This is a genomic window from Methyloversatilis sp. RAC08, from assembly GCF_001713355.1.
Classification (GTDB): Bacteria; Pseudomonadota; Gammaproteobacteria; order Burkholderiales; family Rhodocyclaceae; genus Methyloversatilis.
In genome coordinates this window covers 3,157,420-3,173,567 of the sequence record NZ_CP016448.1, presented here as the reverse complement: position 1 = coordinate 3,173,567, position 16,148 = coordinate 3,157,420, and the positions used below count along the sequence as shown (strand labels likewise).

Here is a 16,148-nt window from a genome sequence, read left to right as displayed (position 1 = left end):
GTGGAACGGAGCGGGGGTTTCGGCGAGCACTGCTCGCCGCCCGCGAAGCCTGCAATGGATCGCCGCTCCCACAGGGGCCCGTGACAGTGCCACATCAATGAATGCCAGCGATGGCAGCAGGTTCATGCGGTCGCTCCCACAGCGCGCGCCTGTTCCGAGCGCTTCCAGTGACGCCACGCGGGCCACACCAGCGCGAGCAGCAGCAGTGCGCCAGCGACCAGCGGCCAGCGCACCGGGTGGTTCCATTCGGCGCGCTTCGCTTCACGTAGCGCCGGGTCGATGCGGGTGTACTTCATCGTGTTGTTGGCCACGGTCGACGGTTTGCGGTTGAACACCCAGCTGTGTTCCAGGCCATAGCTCTTCGGGTGGAAGCCCCACACCCAGGGCGCGTCGTGCTGCAGGATGGCCAGCATGCGGTCGAGGATGGCCTGCCGCTCCGGGCTGTTGTCCATCGCCTTCATCCGCTCGAACAGACGGTCGAACTCGGCGTTTTCGTAGTTTGCCGCGTTCTCGCCCTGCACCTTCACCTTGGACTGCGGGCCGTAGAGCAGGAACAGGAAGTTTTCCGGGTCCGGATAGTCGGCGTTCCAGCCCCAGAAAAAAAGCTGCGCGGCGCCCTTGCGCACCTTTTCCTGGAAGCGGTTGTAGTCGGTGCTGCGCACCACCAGTTGCACGCCGAGCTGATCGAACTGCTTGGTCAGCCAGTCGATGCGCGCCTTGCTGCCGAGACCGGTGCCCGTGGTGTCGAGATTGACCACCAGCGCCTCGCCGGTTTTCGCATCACGACCGTTCGGCCAGCCCGCTTCGGCCAGCAGCTTCCTGGCCTCGTCGATGTGCTTGCGCTGCGGCTGATCATTCACCCAGTCGTACATATTGGGGTTGGTGCCTGCACGGCCGTCGCGATAGCCGAAGATGCCCGGCGGCAGCGGCGACTGCGCCGGCAGACCGCGGCCGTTCTGGAAGATGGAGATGAACTCTTCCTGGTCGAGCGCGATGCCGATCGCCTGACGCAGCTTGCGGCCGCGCTCTTCCATGCCGCCGACCACCGGGTCGAGCATGTTGAAGCCCATGTACATGGTGGACGTCGACACTGAGGTCTGCAGCCGGATGCCCTGCGCCTGCATGCCGTCGCTCAGGCTCACTTCGCCGGTCTGGCCGAACTGCACCGCTTGGTCGAAAGAGTCGGAGCTGATGCCGGACGCGTCGTAGTAGCCCTGCAGGAACTTGTTCCAGTAGGGGATCTGTTCCTTCTCGCGCGTGAACACGATCTGTTCGACCAGTGGCAGGCGCTTGCCGCAGTCGGCCAGCAGACCGGCTGCACGGTCACCCTCCTCGCCTTCGCACGGATAGGTTTCTTCGCGGAAGTTCGGATTGCGCGTCAGCACCATGCGCGCGTTCGGATTGTTTTCGCTGAGCATGTAGGGGCCGGTGCCGATCGGGTACCAGTCGAGCGTGAGGTTGCGCTCCGCCATGCCGGGCTGGGCGTGGAACAGATCGGCTTCCCACGGCACCGGCGCGAAGAAGGGCATGGCGAGCCAATACAGGAACTGCGGATACTTGCCTTTCAGGCGGATGCGGTAGGTGTGGCGGTCGATCACCTCGACGCCAGGCAAGGCGTGCTGGCGCAGATCCAGCCAGGCGCCCGGCGGCAGGGTCTTCGCGGCATCCTTCAGCGTGTCGCCGAATTCCTTCAGACCGACGATGTAGTCGCTCATCAGGCCGAAGATCGGCGAATGCAGACCCGGGTGCGCCAGCCGCTTGATCTGGTAGGCGTAGTCGGCGGCTTCGAGCTCGCGCGAGCCGGTCTGTTCGAAGTCGTACAGCGTCAGCCGCTCGCCCGGGCCACCCGAGTGGTAGCGGTAATTGCCGGCTTCGTCGCGCGCCAGCGCCGGATGCGGCTGATAGCGGATGCCCGGCTTGATGCGGATGTCGTACACCGACTCGGCGATGTCGGCGGCCGGGGCATCAGCCGCCAGCTCACGGCCATCACGGTCATAGAAGCGCGGCTGAGGTATCGCCTCGGCCGTCGCCGTCGTCAGTTCGAACGGTCGCTTGAGATAATGGTACTGCAGCGGCGCCTCATAGATCTGCGCCGTGAAGGTGATTTCGTTTTCGCTGTACGACTGCACCGGGTCGAGGTGCTTCGGACGATCGGTGAACGCTGTGTAGAGAATGTTGCGACCGCGTTCCGCCGCCGGATACGGGTTGTTCCAGACCTCGCCGCAGCCACTGAGCAGCACGGAGGCACAGGATGCGGCCAGCAGTCGGCACAGGGTGCGGTGCAACGGTCGCAGTCGGATCATGGGCGGATTGTAGGCGGCGAGGTCCGATCTGTGAGCGGGCGAGCGGAAAAAGGTTTCCGGTGAAGCCCGGCTTACAGGCCTGGCGGTCCACTCGGCGAACCGACGGTGCGACGATCGGTCTAGGATGGAGACGATGTGTCACCTCTGCGCCCGCCGATGAACCTGTTCCGTTTCCGTGTCCACGCCCTGAAAGCGATGCTGCCCGCGCTCGCCGTCGCGCTCGCGCTCGCCGGCTGCAGCTTCGTGCAGATGGGCTACAACCAGCTCGACCGCCTGATCGCCTGGCGACTCGATGACTACCTTCCGATGTATTCGGCGCAACGTGCGGAGGTCGAGCCGGCGGTCACTCGGCTCGTAGATTGGCACTGCGCAACCCAGCTTCCTGCATACTCGGCCTGGCTGCGCACGGTCGATGCCGACATGCGCGCCGGCCTGAGCGTGGCGCGCGCCAATGTGCACATCGACCAGGCCCTGGGATTCGGCCACGACATCGCTCGCCGCGCGGCGCGTGAAGTCGGGCCGCTGATGGTGGGCGCCACGCCGGCGCAGATCGAGACATTCAACAAGCGGATGAAAAAGAGCAACCGTGACTATGTTGAAGATTGGGTCGAGCCACCGCGCGATGAGTTGGTGCGCGAGCGCGCAAAGCGCATGAAAAAGCGCAGTGAGGCATGGCTGGGCAAACTCACGCCGGCGCAGCTGGCGCTGATAGACGACTGGGCACGCGACGTACGCAGCAATGGCGAGGACGGCATGGAAAGCCGCCGTCGCTGGCAAACTGCACTGGCCGACGTGCTGGCGCGCCGCAATGCCGATCGCGGCGCCGTGATCAGCGACCTCGAAACCCTGTTCGTGTCGCCCGGCAACGTCTTCACGCCGGGCTATTCCGCCGCCTTCGACGCCAATCGTGCCCGCGCGGCCGAGGCGCTGTCGGCGCTGTCGGCCTCGCTCACGCCGACTCAGCGCAAGCACCTGCAGCGCGAAGCCGCCTCGCTCATCGCCGATATCGAACAGATCGCCTGCCGCCGCAGCGAATTCAGCCTACAGGCCCGCTCATGACGACCTCACTTTCTCCCGACGCCATTCCGCTGTTTCCGCTCGGCGTCGTGCTTTTTCCCGACGGTATGCTGCCGCTGCGCATCTTCGAGGTGCGCTATCTGACGATGATCAAGCAGTGCCACAAGAGCGGCAAGCCGTTCGGCGTGGTGGCGCTGACCCAGGGCCAGGACGTGCAGCGCCCCGGGCCGACGCCGGGCGAGCGTTTTCACGCCATCGGCACGCTGGCCGAAATCATCGACTACCAGACCCCGCAACCCGGGCTGATCGAAATCGTCACCCGCGGCACCTCGCGCTTCAAGGTGACGGCCAGCGAACAGACGCCGCATGGTCTGTGGATGGCCGACATCGAAGTGCTGCCGGACGACCCGCATGTCAAGGTACCGTCGGATCTGGCCTATGTCGCGGCCAATCTGGTGCGCATGCTCGAAGTGTTCGAATCGGCCGAGGTGTCGCCCATCCTCGAACCCCGTCGCTTCGACGCCGCCGGCTGGGTGGCCAACCGTTGGTGCGAACTTCTGCCGGTACCGGCCGAAGACCGCCAGCGCATGATGGAAATGACCGATCCGCTGCTCCGTCTCGAGCTGATCAGCGACCTGCTGGACATGACCGAATTCGGTCGCTGACTCAGCGGCGCGGCCAATCGGCTTCAGCGGTCTACGCACGCGCCGTGGTCGATGTCATTGCTGCGTACCTCTGCGACTTCCGCCCGGACAGGTCGCAAACGGATACACGATGGTGATCATCGGCGCCGGACTGGAGTGCTACGCTCGGTTCAATCCTGCATGACGCAACACCGCACGTGACCCCCACCCCCCTGCCCTTGCTCGACCAGCTGATCCGGCGCCGCCGGCATATTCCGGTCACGCTCACGCTGGTCGTGCTCAATGTCGGTGTTTTCGTGCTGATGCTGCTGTATGGCGCCGGCCTGTGGCATTCGTCGAGCGACGTGCAGTTCGCCTGGGGTGCCAATTTCGGCCCGGCGACCAAGGACGGCGAATGGTGGCGGCTGGGCAGCGCGCTGTTCCTGCACTTCGGGCTGTTCCATCTGGGCATGAACATGCTGTCGCTGTGGGATGGCGGCCGGCTGGTAGAACGCATGTTCGGTCCGGCGCGCTTCATCACGATCTATCTGGCGAGCGGTCTGGCCGGCAATCTGCTTTCACTGATTTCGCAGGGCGATCGCGCAGTGTCGGGCGGCGCATCGGGCGCCATCTTCGGCGTGTATGGCGCGCTGCTGAGCTTTCTGTGGCAGCAGCGCGATACGCTGGACCGACGCGAATTCACCCGTCTGTTCTGGGGTGCCAGCCTGTTCGCGGCCATCACCATCTTCCTCGGCTTCCAGATCCCCGGCATCGACAACGGTGCACACATCGGCGGCTTCATCGCCGGCCTGCTGGCCGGTGCGGCGCTGGCACAACCGCTGGGCGAGGGCGCAAAGCCGCTGCTTGGCCGCTATCGCACACATACCGCGTCGGCCGGGCAATGGCTGGCCGGCTTCACGCTGGTCACTGCGCTGGTGCTGATGATCATCGGCATTCCGTCGCCGCGTTATCGCTGGAGCGAAGAGGTGATGGCACGCGGCGAAATCCGCGAATTCATCGGTGAGGACAAGCGCATCGCCGACCGCTGGACGCAGCTGCTCGGCGATGCGCAGTCGTCCGGCGCGTCGTTCGACGAACTGGCCGGGCGCATCGAATCCGAAGTGGCCGACGCCTACCAGCAGCGCTTTGACGAATTGACCGACCTGCGCCTCAGTCCGGAAGCACCGTCGGCACCGACGCTGGAAAGCCTGCGTCGCTATGCCGAACGTCGGCTCGATGCCTCGCGCGCGCTGGTCGATGGCCTGCGCGCGCATGACATCGAGCGCGTACGCGAGGCGCTGGAACAGGCCAGCCAGCCGCCACCGCAGGTGGCGCCGCGAAGCGGCAAGCCGAATTGATCCGGCCGCCATGACCCGCCGCTGGATCGCCCATCTCGACATGGACGCCTTCTTCGCCTCGGTCGAGTTGCTGCGCTACCCCGAGCTGCGCGGCCTGCCGATGGTGGTGGGCGGCGGCGCCCGCCATCAGCCCGAACGGTTGCCCGATGGCACGCGCCGCTTCGCCCGTCTGCGCGACTACGCCGGCCGCGGCGTCGCCACAACCGCCACCTATGAAGCGCGCGCTTTCGGCGTGCATTCCGGCATCGGACTGATGAAAGCCGCCGCGCTGGCGCCGGATACCGTGTTGCTGCCGGTCGATTTCGACGCCTACCGACATTACTCGCGGCTGTTCAAGGCAACCGTGTCCGAGCATGCCCCGCTGATCGAGGACCGCGGCATCGACGAGATCTACATGGACCTGACCGACCTGCCGGGCGCGCAGGATGCCATTGGCGAGGACATGCACGGCGGTGTGCGCGCCATCGCGCTGCGCATCCAGCAGGCAGTGCTCGCGGCAACCGGGCTCAGCTGCTCGATCGGCATCACGCCGAACAAGCTGCTGTCCAAGCTGGCGTCCGATCTGCACAAGCCGCAAGGCATCACGCTGCTGACCGAAGCCGATGTGCCATCCGTCATCTGGCCGCTGCCGGCCAGACGGATCAACGGCATCGGCCCGAAAGCCAGTGCGAAGCTCGAAGCGCTGGGCATCGGCAGCATCGCCGAACTGGCGGCCGCCGAACCGCTCTGGCTGATCGAACAGTTCGGCCAGAGCTACGGCCGCTGGCTGACCGCCGCTGCGCACGGCCGCGACGACCGGCCGCTGGTGACCGAGCGCGAGGCGAAGTCGCTCAGCCGCGAAACCACCTTCGAGCGTGATCTGCATGCGCGCCATGACCGTGCCGAACTGGGCGAGATCTTCACCGGTCTGTGCGAGCGCCTGGCGGAAGACCTTCAGCGCAAGGGCTATGTCGCGAAATCCATCGGAGCGAAGATGCGGCTCGATGACTTCAGCATCCTGACTCGCGAACTGACGCTGCCTGTATACATATGCGATGCGCCTGCGATCCGTCATCACGCAGGACTTTGCGTCAAGCGCATGCCACTCGACCGGCGCTTCCGCCTGCTCGGTGTGCGGGCCGGCCACCTGATGCGTGCCGACGCACTGCCCCCGCCAGGTGCTGCGCCCGACAAGAAAGAAGGGCAGCTCGCGCTGCCCTTCTGAACGTAAGGCGCGGGAAGACGAGCTGGCGACGTGTTCCTGAGGGAGCAGCGGCCTGTGGGAGCGGCGGCCTCGCCGCGATACGCACTCTGATCAATGGCCGTCGCGGAATTGATCGCGGCGAGGCCGCCGCTCCCACAAGAACTTCACTGCTCGCCGTCCGCGCGCGCGATCAACCTTTCTGCGTACGCCGGCGCGCGGCTAGCGTGATCAGGCCTAGGCCGGCCAGCAGCATGGCGTAGGTTTCGGGCTCGGGCACGGCGGCGACCGGGCTGGTCAGTGCGAAGCCAACCTGGGCACCTCCGAGGTCGGGGATGCCCAGAAAGGCCGCCAGCGCGTCGCCGGCCGGGTCGGTCACCACCAGGTTCAGGCCGGACAGCGAAAACAGCGGCGCAAGCGGGATGAAGGTTGCACCCGACGTGACGCTGCCGAAAATGGTATCAACCGCAAGCGTGGTGTCGATCAGGAAGTTCTGCAGATCGACATCGACGCCGCCGCGCGACAGGCGCAAGCCGCTGCCGACATGTTCCACGGTGGCGTTCGAAAGATCGGGGTCGAGCAGCCCCCCGGTGATCGGAAACAGACCGACCAGATTGCCCGACGCATCGCTTGTCAGCGAAGCCAGGCCGAGAGCACTCACCGACACACCCGCACCGACGAGTGTGGGGGTGGCGGTAAATACGGTTACCGTAGGTCCGATGGGTTCGATCGGAAACGCCGCGCTGACCGTCATCGGGGAAGCGGCCAGGGCCGCGAGTGCTGCACTTGCTGCAATATTCCTGATCATCATGGATACGCTCCTGAATGGATAGAAGGGTCATGGGCCGGTGGGCCGGCCGCTTGTCGATGTGGTGTCGATCCTGCGTCTATCCTCCCTGCGCGTGCGGACCGGATGCGTTGCGTCACGCGCGCGGCTTCGTCCGAAGACGCAGCGTCGGATAGAAGCTTCGTGCGCTATGAAGTTCCCGTTGTCACGCGAACATCACGCAATCGTCACGCGGACGCGCCGCGCGGCCGGAACCGCGAGCGGTCCGGGTCGGTCACTGGTTCGACATGACACGCAAACCGGACCCGACCGCACACGATGGCGCCAGTAAGCGCCTGCGCGAAGACGCACCCTGCCCGCTGTGCGGACGGCCGATGCGCGCCGGATCGGTGGTGGACCAGCACCATCTGGTGCCGAAATCGAAGGGCGGACGCGTCACGGTGCTGATGCATCGCATCTGCCACCGCAAGCTGCACGCCGTGCTGAGCGAGGACGAACTGGCGCGTGACTACGCCACGCCCGAGCGCCTGCGCGAACAGCCGGACATCGCCGCCTTCATCCGCTGGATACGCCGCCGACCGCCGGAATTCGACGACCGGCATAGACCGCCGACACGCGCCTGATCGCGCGCTCCGTTGCCGCCGGCAAAAGGCGCAGGATCCGGGATACCCTCATGACTGGAGGGGCAGGACAGCGGGCTGAAACGCGCACGAATAAACATGCCGAAGCGGCACAGGGTCGAACGCCGGCATCTCGCGGTGATTGTTGAAGCCCTTCTGCAGAAAATAGCGATCGCAATCCCGAAGGCATCGACGAAGATCCGTTTGCTGCGCAATGTCTCAAACCTTATGCGCTGCACGGTGCGGGCGGCAGCGGACTGATGCAAGCCTTGTCAGAACTTTCTGGCGCCGCGATTGATCTGTCCTGATTGATCCCGATCAGAAATCACCCGAGCCATCGGCACGGGTTGTGTGCAAGGCCTCAGCCGGAGCGAACGTGCCGGGGTCACTACCAAAGGAGAGCACGATGAATGCACGAGACGAGTCCGCCGGCAAATGTCCGGTCATGCACGGCGGCGCCACATCGGCCGACATATCCGTGATGGAGTGGTGGCCCAAGTCGCTGAACCTGGACATCCTGCACCAGCACGATCGAAAGACGAATCCGATGGGCGATTCGTTCAACTATCGGGAACAGGTGAAGAAGCTCGATTTCGCAGCGCTCAAGAAGGACGTCACGGCGCTGATGACAGACAGCCAGGACTGGTGGCCGGCCGACTGGGGTCATTACGGCGGCCTGATGATCCGCATGGCCTGGCACGCGGCAGGGACCTATCGCGTCGCAGATGGCCGCGGCGGCGGCGGTACCGGCAACCAGCGCTTCGCACCGCTCAACTCGTGGCCCGACAACGGCAACCTCGACAAGGCACGCCGCCTGCTGTGGCCGATCAAGAAGAAGTACGGCAGCAAGCTGTCGTGGGCCGACCTCATCCTGTACGCCGGCACGGTGGCTTATGAATCGATGGGCCTGAAAACCTTCGGCTTCGGCTTCGGCCGTGCCGACATCTGGCACCCGGAAAAGGACATCTACTGGGGCTCCGAGAAGGAATGGCTGGCACCCAGCGACAATCCGAACAGCCGCTATTCCGGCCAGCGCGACCTCGACAACCCGCTGGCCGCCGTGATGATGGGGCTGATCTACGTGAATCCTGAAGGAGTCGACGGCCAGCCCGACCCATTGAAGACCGCACACGATGTGCGCATCACCTTCGCCCGCATGGCGATGGATGACGAGGAAACCTGCGCCCTGACGGCAGGCGGCCACACCGTCGGCAAATGCCACGGCAATGGCGATGCTTCACTGCTCGGCCCCGCACCCGAAGGCGCACCACTCGAGGAACAGGGCTTCGGCTGGATGAACCACAGCACGCGCGGCGTCGGCAGCAACGCCGTCACCAGCGGTCTGGAGGGGGCTTGGACCACCCACCCGACGCAGTGGGACAACGGCTATTTCAAGCTGCTGCTCGGCTACGACTGGGAGCTGAAGAAGAGCCCCGCCGGTGCCTGGCAGTGGGAACCGGTCAACATCCGCGAAGAAGACAAGCCCGTCGACGCGGAAAACCCGGCCATCCGCCGCAACCCCATCATGACCGACGCCGATATGGCGATGAAGGTGGACCCGGCCTACCGCAAGATTTCCGAGCGCTTCCATGCCGACCCGGCCTACTTCTCGGAGGTGTTTGCGCGCGCCTGGTTCAAGCTCACCCACCGCGACATGGGTGCGAAGGCCCGCTACATCGGCCCGCACGTGCCGCAGGAAGACCTGATCTGGCAAGACCCGGTACCCGCCGGCAACACCGGCTACGACGTCGCCGCGGTCAAGGCGAAGATTGCCGCCAGCGGCCTGTCGATCGGCGACATGGTGGCCACCGCGTGGGACAGCGCCCGCACCTTCCGTGGCTCGGACCTGCGCGGCGGCGCCAATGGCGCGCGCATCCGCCTCGCGCCGCAGAAAGACTGGGAGGGCAACGAGCCGGCCCGCCTCGCCCGCGTGCTCGGCGTACTGGAGCCCATCGCGTCGTCTGCCGGCGCCAGCCTGGCCGACGTGATCGTGCTCGCCGGCAATGTCGGCGTGGAACAGGCCATCAAGGCGGCCGGCTTCGGCATCCCGGTGCCGTTCGCGCCGGGTCGCGGCGATGCGACGCAGTCGCAGACCGACGTCGAATCCTTCGAAGTGCTCGAACCGGTGGCCGATGGCTTCCGCAACTGGCAGAAGCGTGACTACGTGGTCACCGCCGAGGAACTGCTGCTCGACCGCGCCCAGCTCATGGGCCTCACGGCGCCGGAAATGACCGTGCTGATCGGCGGCATGCGGGTGCTCGGCACCAACCACGGCGGCAGCATGCACGGCGTATTCACCGACCGCGTCGGCGCGCTGACGAACGACTTCTTCGTGAATCTCACGGACATGGCGTACATGTGGAAGCCAGCCGGCAGCAACCTGTACGAAATCCGTGACCGCAAGACCGGCCAGGTGAAATGGACCGCCACCCGGGTCGACCTGGTATTCGGCTCCAATTCCATCCTGCGCGCCTGCGCAGAGGTCTATGCGCAGGACGACAGCAAGGAAAAGGTGGTGCGCGACTTCGTCGCCGCCTGGACCAAGGTGATGAACGCCGACCGCTTCGATCTGGCCTGACGTCCGCGGCCACGGCCCAGATGCTGCTCCTGGGGGAGCGCACCCTGTGCGCGACCCGGTCGCCAAACACGCGCAGTTACATGCTCAGTGTCCGGAACGCCGACAGGTGCGCAGCAGCGAGTTGGGCGAGCATCGCTCGACGCCTGCGCAGCCGGTCGGCCGCGCAGGGCCGACCCTGGAACTGAACTGTTTTGGAACGGCATCGCGGTCAGGCGCAGCAGTGCCGTCTCAGCAGGGGCGCACCCTGTACGCGACCGGATCTCGAATGTCGCGGCGTCAGCCGAACAACGTGAGCAGGGACGTCGGCGGGCACCGCGCGCTGCCTGCATGGCCGGCTGGTGTTGCCGGGACGGACGTGGACCGACTCCTGCGCAGATCGTCGCTGTTTGCCCGTGTTCCGCACCTGCCGGGTGCCAACGTGATTTGTTGCAGTTTTGTGTTGTTCTTCATTCCCCGTGAATATATGCACACACACCCTTTCGGGTACATGGCGATCAACATGTCGATCGCCCAGGATGGACGAGTAACGTGGTCAGACCGATCGCGTTTCATCCTTTCCCGCGGAGGCAGGACATGAAAGTTTCTCGCACCCTCACAGGTATCGCTCTGGCGGCGATGGCATCGCTGCACAGTGGCACCGCGTCTGCAGTGCTGGTCAACAATGTGGGTCTGGAGGTGCGGGCGCTCATCGACACCGACGCCTTCGGCGGCAATGCACCACTGGTCAACTTGACCGAATCCGAGATCGACCTGCCGTATGACCGCTCGGTGGTGAATATTTCCGGTGGCACGGCGGGCAGCTTCTCCTACACGGCGGACGCCGACATCGGCAATCAGCTCCTGAAGATCGGCGGCAGTCTGACGAATTCAACCGGCACCGACATGTTCGGCTTCGGAGTGCCGCTGATCAACGTCTATGCCCAGGCGAAGGACGTGTTGACGCTCAGCTCGGCAGTGGCCGGCACCTACGCCGTGACGCTTGAACTCGTGGTGCATGGAAATCTGGAAACCACCGGAGTGTCGGGTGAGGTGAGTGCCAACAGCCTGCTGTCGTTCGGCCCGGTCGTCGGACTCAATACCACCGACTCCGCCCGCTACACACAGCAAGGTGCAATCGATGACACACTCAGTGTCACTCGCCAGGTGACGTTCGCATCCCCCGGTGCTGCGATAGACATGGAGTTCGAGGCCTTCATCAGCTTCACGGCAACTCGGGTGCCGGCAGGCTTCACCGTGTCGGGAGATCTGAGCAACACTGCCTTTCTGAATCTCATCCTGCCGCAGGGTCTGTCTGTGGTCGAATCGGGCTCCGGAACGTTCGGGGTGCCAATCGTCCCGATACCCGAACCAACGATCAACGCCCTCATGCTGGCCGGGCTCGCACTGGTCGGCACCGTCGCGCGGCGACGCAAGGGTTTCTGAACTGCTGCCGTCCTCGTTCCAGCTTGCGCAGGGGAATGGGGGTGCGCGCTTGATCGAACACAGCGGCCGGTGCCTGAAGTGTCACCCCTTGGTGAAGCAAGCCGCCGCTTCGGCGCAACATACAGCCGGTACTTGTTGCGTGAATGCCGTTTCGGGTAGGGATGCGCCCGCGTAACCCGATGAACCTTCCTTTTCGATCGCCAGTCAGCTGACTGCACGGCGCCAACCGCTTGATCTGCATGGGCATCGTTCACTCCGGTGGCAGTTGGATTCCAGACGACGGCAGCGCGGGCGGCGAAACATCCGGTCGTCAGGCCAGTTGAAGACGAAGGCAAAGATCAGGCAGAACACCACCAGCCCCAGATCGACGATCAGGGCCCCGAGCAGGCTGACCGCTTCGGTCTGGCCTGAGGCCAACCGCCACGCCCGCGCAACTGCAACGGATCGCTCGGGCGTGGCGCCCGATCCGGTCACGGGTCAGGCCCTTTGATCGGAGCTTGTCCCTGTGGGAGCTTGTCCCTGTGGGAGCTTGTCCCTGTGGGAGCTTGTCCCTGTGGGAGCTTGTCCCTGTGGGAGCTTGTCCCTGTGGGAGCTTGTCCCTGTGGGAGCTTGTCCCTGTGGGAGCTTGTCCCTGTGGGAGCTTGTCCCTGTGGGAGCTTGTCCCTGTGGGAGCTTGTCCCTGTGGGAGCTTGTCCCTGTGGGAGCTTGTCCCTGTGGGAGCTTGTCCCTGTGGGAGCTTGTCCCTGTGGGAGCGGCGGCCTCGCCGCGATACGCGTGCTGCAAGGTGGCCATCGCTGCACGGATCGCGGCGAGGCCGCCGCTCCCACAGGGACGCCGCGTCTGCAGTCGCCGATCGCGGGTGGTTCTACCGCACAGCGTATCCGGTCGCCAGACGCCCGCTCAAGTAGCCAGCAGATGCGCCTTGAACGCACGCGCCAGCGGCGACAGCTTCTTGCCGCCCGGATGCACGATGTGCCAGTTCGACAGCACCGGAAACCCGTCGACGTCGATCACGCTCACGCCGTGTTCGCCGTCCAGTCCGTGCAGCGCATGGCGCGACAGCACGGCGATGCCGAGGCCGCCGGCGACGGCTTCCTTGATCGCCTCGTTGCTGCCCAGTTCGAGCCGGATGTCAGGACGGAAGCGGTGGCTGCGGAAATGCTGGTCGGCCGCCATGCGTGTGCCGGAGCCGCGTTCGCGCAGGATGAAGCGGCGGCTGCGCAGCGCGTCCAGCGGCACTGAAGATGAGCTGGCGAGCGCATCGTCGGCGGGTGCCACGACGACGATGGGATTGGTCATGAAGATGTCGTCGCTCAGATCCATGTCGGCCGGCGGCATCGACATGATGTAGAGGTCATCCATGTTTTCGCGCAGGCGCTGCACCACACCGTCGCGGTTGAGCACTTCGAGCGACACGTCGATCGCCGGGTGCCGGGCGCAGAAACTGCCGAGCAGGCGCGGCATGAAGTACTGCGCGGTGCTGACCACCGCCACCCTGAGCTTGCCCCGCGTGAGGCCGCGGGCGCCGTCCGCTTCCTGCTCGAAGGCGTCCCACGACTGGGCGATGGCGCGCGCCGTCTTGGCCAGTTCCTGACCGATGTCGGTCAGATAGACCTTCTTCGCCACCACTTCGTACAACGGCAGCCCCACGGATTCACTCATGTCCTTCAACTGCATGGACGCGGTGGGCTGCGTCACATGCAGCGCCCGCGCCGCCGCGCTCACGCTGCCGGTTTCGGCCAGCGCCAGAAAAAGACGCAATTGCCTGAAGGTGATATTCATAGGGTTTTACCTATGTTGCGGAACACAAAAATCGATTTTACTCGATGACTCTTACACCCTAGCATCCGGGGCGAAAGGAGATTGCCCCCATGCACACACTGCTCGATCCCGCGATCCTGTTCTTCGTGTTCGGCGTTCTGGCCGGCGCGCTGCGTTCCAACCTCGACATTCCGGAGCCGATCAAGAAATTCCTGTCGCTCTACCTGCTGATGGCGCTCGGGCTGAAGGGCGGCTTCGCTCTGGCGCAGTCCGGCATGAATCCGGGCGTGGCGGCCGGCCTGGCTGCCGCAGTCTTCATGGCTTTCCTGGTGCCGGCGATCGGCTACCTGCTCCTGCGCCGGGTGGCGTCGCGCTTCGACGCAGCGGCCGTGGCCGCCTCCTACGGCTCGGTCAGCGCCGTCACATTCGTCACCGCCACGCAGTATCTGGACAATACCGGCACCGCTTTCGGCGGCCACATGACTGCAGCGATGGTGCTGATGGAATCACCCGCCATCATCATGGCGGTGCTGCTGGCGAACGCGGCGCGGCAGGCCGTGAGCGCGCCCGCCGTGGTGGCCACCAACGGCGGAGCGGCAGTGATGACGGCAGGCGCTGGCGCACCGGGCACACCGATCGGCCGCATCCTGCACGAGTCCTTCACCGACGGCGCGCAGCTGCTGCTGATCGGCGCAATGGTCATCGGCTACTTCAGCGGCGAAGCCGGCAAGGCCGTGATGCAGCCGTTCGCCGGCGACCTGTTCAAGGGCATGCTGGCCTTCTTCCTGCTGGACATGGGTCTGATGGTGGCGCGCAATTTCGACCTGGCGCGCAGGGCCTCACGCTGGCTGCTGGTCTATGCCACCGTGGCTCCGGTTGTGCATGCATCCATTGCCCTGGCGCTCGCTGCCGCGCTGGGCATGGGCGCAGGCGACGCCACGCTGCTGATGGTGCTGTCGGCCAGTGCGTCCTACATCGTGGTGCCCGCCGTGCTGCGTACCGCGATACCGGAAGCCAACCCGGCCCTCTATTTCGGGCTCAGTCTGGGCGTCACCTTCCCTCTCAACCTGCTCATCGGTATCCCGGTGTATGCGGCTGCGGCGGCATGGGCGCTGGGCTGAGGTCTGTTGGCATTGACCCGCAGCCCCTCGATCAACGGTGACGCGCGCGCCGACGCCCGGGTACCGGCGCAGGCTTGTCCGGCAGGCCGAGCGCGGCGCGCGACAGGCGGTCGGCGTCGCGGTTGCGGTGGCGCGGCACCCATTCCAGGCTGACCGATTCGAAGCGGGCGAGCAGCGCTTCGATGTGCACGACCCGTTCCAGCAGCGGAACGATGGCGGTGCGCTGTTCGCCGCGCAGGTGGCGGACTACGAAGTCGCTGTCGCCTGTCACGGTGAGCCGCCGCGCCCCTTCGGCGTGGGCGCGATCGAGCGCCGCCCCGAGCGCCTCGAGTTCGGCTTCATTGCTGCAACCGTGACGGCTGCCGGCCAGCGACAGCTCGATGCGCCGGCCTTCCGGCGACACCAGCAGCGCGCCCAGGCCGAGGCGGCCCGGATTGGGCAGCGCACAGCCGTCGAACCACAGTTGCCAGGCGGCGGATGCCCGGGCCGGATCCACTGACATGAGGGCGAAGCCTGAAATGCGAAAGCGCCATGATCGCACAGGGCTGGGTGTCGCCCTGCTTTACATCCTGCCTCAATGACAAAGGCAAGCAATTGAATCAAATAATTTTTTACTCAAATGGTCCGACACTTGCATGTTGTTCCGCCCACCCTGGAACGGAGGCTGAAAACCGATGACACCCACCATCCGCACACTGTACGCATTTGTTCTGCCGGCCCTGCTGGCGGTCAGCTTCACCGCAAGAGCCGACGTGCTCGCGTCAAGCACCTTCGACACCGATGCCGAAGGCTGGACCTTCATCAATGACGCCCGCAACTTCGGCTGGTCCGGCTCCAATGGCAATCCAGGCGGCAACATCGGCGCGGTTGACATCGGCAGCGGCGAAACCTGGTATTACGTTGCACCTGCGACCTTTCTCGGCGACAAGTCAGCGGCAGTCGGCGGCACGCTGAGCTATGACCTGCGCCAGGAGAGGGCGACCGGGCAGTACGACGACAGCGATGTCATTCTGGTCGGCGGCGGGCTGACGCTGGTGCTCGAATTCGACTACAACCCGGGTACCGACTGGACTTCCTACAGCGTCACGCTGGCCAGTGGTGCAGGCTGGCGTGTGGGCGATGCGTTCGGCGCGAACGCCGATGCGAACGACTTCGCGACCGTACTTGGCAATCTGACGGCGCTCTACATTCGCGGCGAATATCGCAATGTGAGTGCTTTTGACAACAGCCGCCTCGATAACGTGTTCCTGACCGCCGCACCGGTGCCGGAACCGGCGTCGGCCGCGCTGCTGCTGGCCGGTCTGGCATTGATCGGCGCTGCCGCGCGCCGCCGCAGCTGAATCCACCGTCCCCCGCCGTGCGCCACGTCGGCGCACGG

General features: G+C 65.3%; 14 protein-coding genes. 10 read left to right on the top strand and 4 right to left on the bottom strand.

Annotated elements, in window-relative coordinates; genetic code table 11:
• Positions 1-122 precede the first annotated feature (122 nt).
• Positions 123-2,303: an ABC transporter substrate-binding protein gene (locus BSY238_RS14500; protein WP_069039764.1), complete on the bottom strand. Its 2,181-nt coding sequence runs from the start codon at positions 2,301-2,303 to the stop codon at positions 123-125.
• Positions 2,304-2,438: 135 nt separating this feature from the next.
• Here BSY238_RS14500 and BSY238_RS14495 point away from each other — a divergent pair, with 135 nt between their 5' ends.
• From BSY238_RS14495 to BSY238_RS14480, 4 genes are all read left to right on the top strand, one after another.
• Positions 2,439-3,362: a DUF6279 family lipoprotein gene (locus BSY238_RS14495; protein WP_223300150.1), complete on the top strand. Its 924-nt coding sequence runs from the start codon at positions 2,439-2,441 to the stop codon at positions 3,360-3,362.
• Positions 3,359-3,985: an LON peptidase substrate-binding domain-containing protein gene (locus BSY238_RS14490; RefSeq protein ID WP_069039763.1), complete on the top strand. Its 627-nt coding sequence runs from the start codon at positions 3,359-3,361 to the stop codon at positions 3,983-3,985. The genes BSY238_RS14495 and BSY238_RS14490 overlap by 4 nt, the downstream gene beginning before the upstream one ends.
• 176 nt (positions 3,986-4,161) lie before the next feature.
• Positions 4,162-5,301 (top strand): rhomboid family intramembrane serine protease, encoded by a 1,140-nt coding sequence (locus BSY238_RS14485; protein WP_069039762.1) that lies wholly within the window; start codon positions 4,162-4,164, stop codon positions 5,299-5,301.
• Positions 5,302-5,311: 10 nt separating this feature from the next.
• On the top strand, positions 5,312-6,505 hold the full coding sequence (locus BSY238_RS14480) for a Y-family DNA polymerase (protein WP_069039761.1): 1,194 nt from the start codon (positions 5,312-5,314) through the stop codon (positions 6,503-6,505).
• A 169-nt stretch (positions 6,506-6,674) separates the two neighbouring features.
• Here the strand turns inward: BSY238_RS14480 and BSY238_RS14475 are convergent, their stop codons facing one another.
• The gene (locus BSY238_RS14475; RefSeq protein WP_442922952.1) at positions 6,675-7,292 is read right to left on the bottom strand and encodes a PEP-CTERM sorting domain-containing protein; all 618 of its coding nucleotides are present in this window, start codon (positions 7,290-7,292) and stop codon (positions 6,675-6,677) included.
• A gap of 263 nt (positions 7,293-7,555) precedes the next feature.
• Here BSY238_RS14475 and BSY238_RS14470 point away from each other — a divergent pair, with 263 nt between their 5' ends.
• The 4 genes from BSY238_RS14470 to BSY238_RS14460 all read left to right on the top strand — a co-directional run bounded on the left by BSY238_RS14470 (position 7,556) and on the right by BSY238_RS14460 (position 11,888).
• Positions 7,556-7,891: an HNH endonuclease gene (locus BSY238_RS14470; protein ID WP_190295027.1), complete on the top strand. Its 336-nt coding sequence runs from the start codon at positions 7,556-7,558 to the stop codon at positions 7,889-7,891.
• 96 nt (positions 7,892-7,987) lie between these two features.
• Positions 7,988-8,149 carry a hypothetical protein gene (locus BSY238_RS18560; protein ID WP_190295026.1) on the top strand — a complete coding sequence of 54 codons (162 nt, stop codon included), beginning with the start codon at positions 7,988-7,990 and terminating at the stop codon, positions 8,147-8,149.
• Positions 8,150-8,294: 145 nt separating this feature from the next.
• The gene (katG, locus tag BSY238_RS14465; protein ID WP_069039760.1) at positions 8,295-10,466 is read left to right on the top strand and encodes a catalase/peroxidase HPI; all 2,172 of its coding nucleotides are present in this window, start codon (positions 8,295-8,297) and stop codon (positions 10,464-10,466) included.
• A 528-nt stretch (positions 10,467-10,994) separates the two neighbouring features.
• Positions 10,995-11,888: a PEP-CTERM sorting domain-containing protein gene (locus BSY238_RS14460; RefSeq protein ID WP_150123952.1), complete on the top strand. Its 894-nt coding sequence runs from the start codon at positions 10,995-10,997 to the stop codon at positions 11,886-11,888.
• Between the two features lie 900 nt (positions 11,889-12,788).
• Here the strand turns inward: BSY238_RS14460 and BSY238_RS14455 are convergent.
• Positions 12,789-13,670, bottom strand: coding sequence for a LysR family transcriptional regulator (locus BSY238_RS14455; RefSeq protein WP_069039758.1), 882 nt, complete (start codon positions 13,668-13,670; stop codon positions 12,789-12,791).
• Between the two features lie 89 nt (positions 13,671-13,759).
• On the opposite strand from BSY238_RS14455, the gene BSY238_RS14450 reads away from it, so the two are divergent.
• Positions 13,760-14,770, top strand: coding sequence for a sodium-dependent bicarbonate transport family permease (locus tag BSY238_RS14450; protein ID WP_069039757.1), 1,011 nt, complete (start codon positions 13,760-13,762; stop codon positions 14,768-14,770).
• 31 nt (positions 14,771-14,801) lie between these two features.
• On the opposite strand, the gene BSY238_RS14445 is transcribed toward BSY238_RS14450, so the two are convergent.
• The gene (locus BSY238_RS14445; RefSeq protein ID WP_069039756.1) at positions 14,802-15,272 is read right to left on the bottom strand and encodes a ribonuclease HI family protein; all 471 of its coding nucleotides are present in this window, start codon (positions 15,270-15,272) and stop codon (positions 14,802-14,804) included.
• 172 nt (positions 15,273-15,444) lie between these two features.
• Here BSY238_RS14445 and BSY238_RS14440 point away from each other — a divergent pair, with 172 nt between their 5' ends.
• Positions 15,445-16,110: a laminin B domain-containing protein gene (locus tag BSY238_RS14440; RefSeq protein WP_069039755.1), complete on the top strand. Its 666-nt coding sequence runs from the start codon at positions 15,445-15,447 to the stop codon at positions 16,108-16,110.
• Positions 16,111-16,148: the final 38 nt, after the last annotated feature.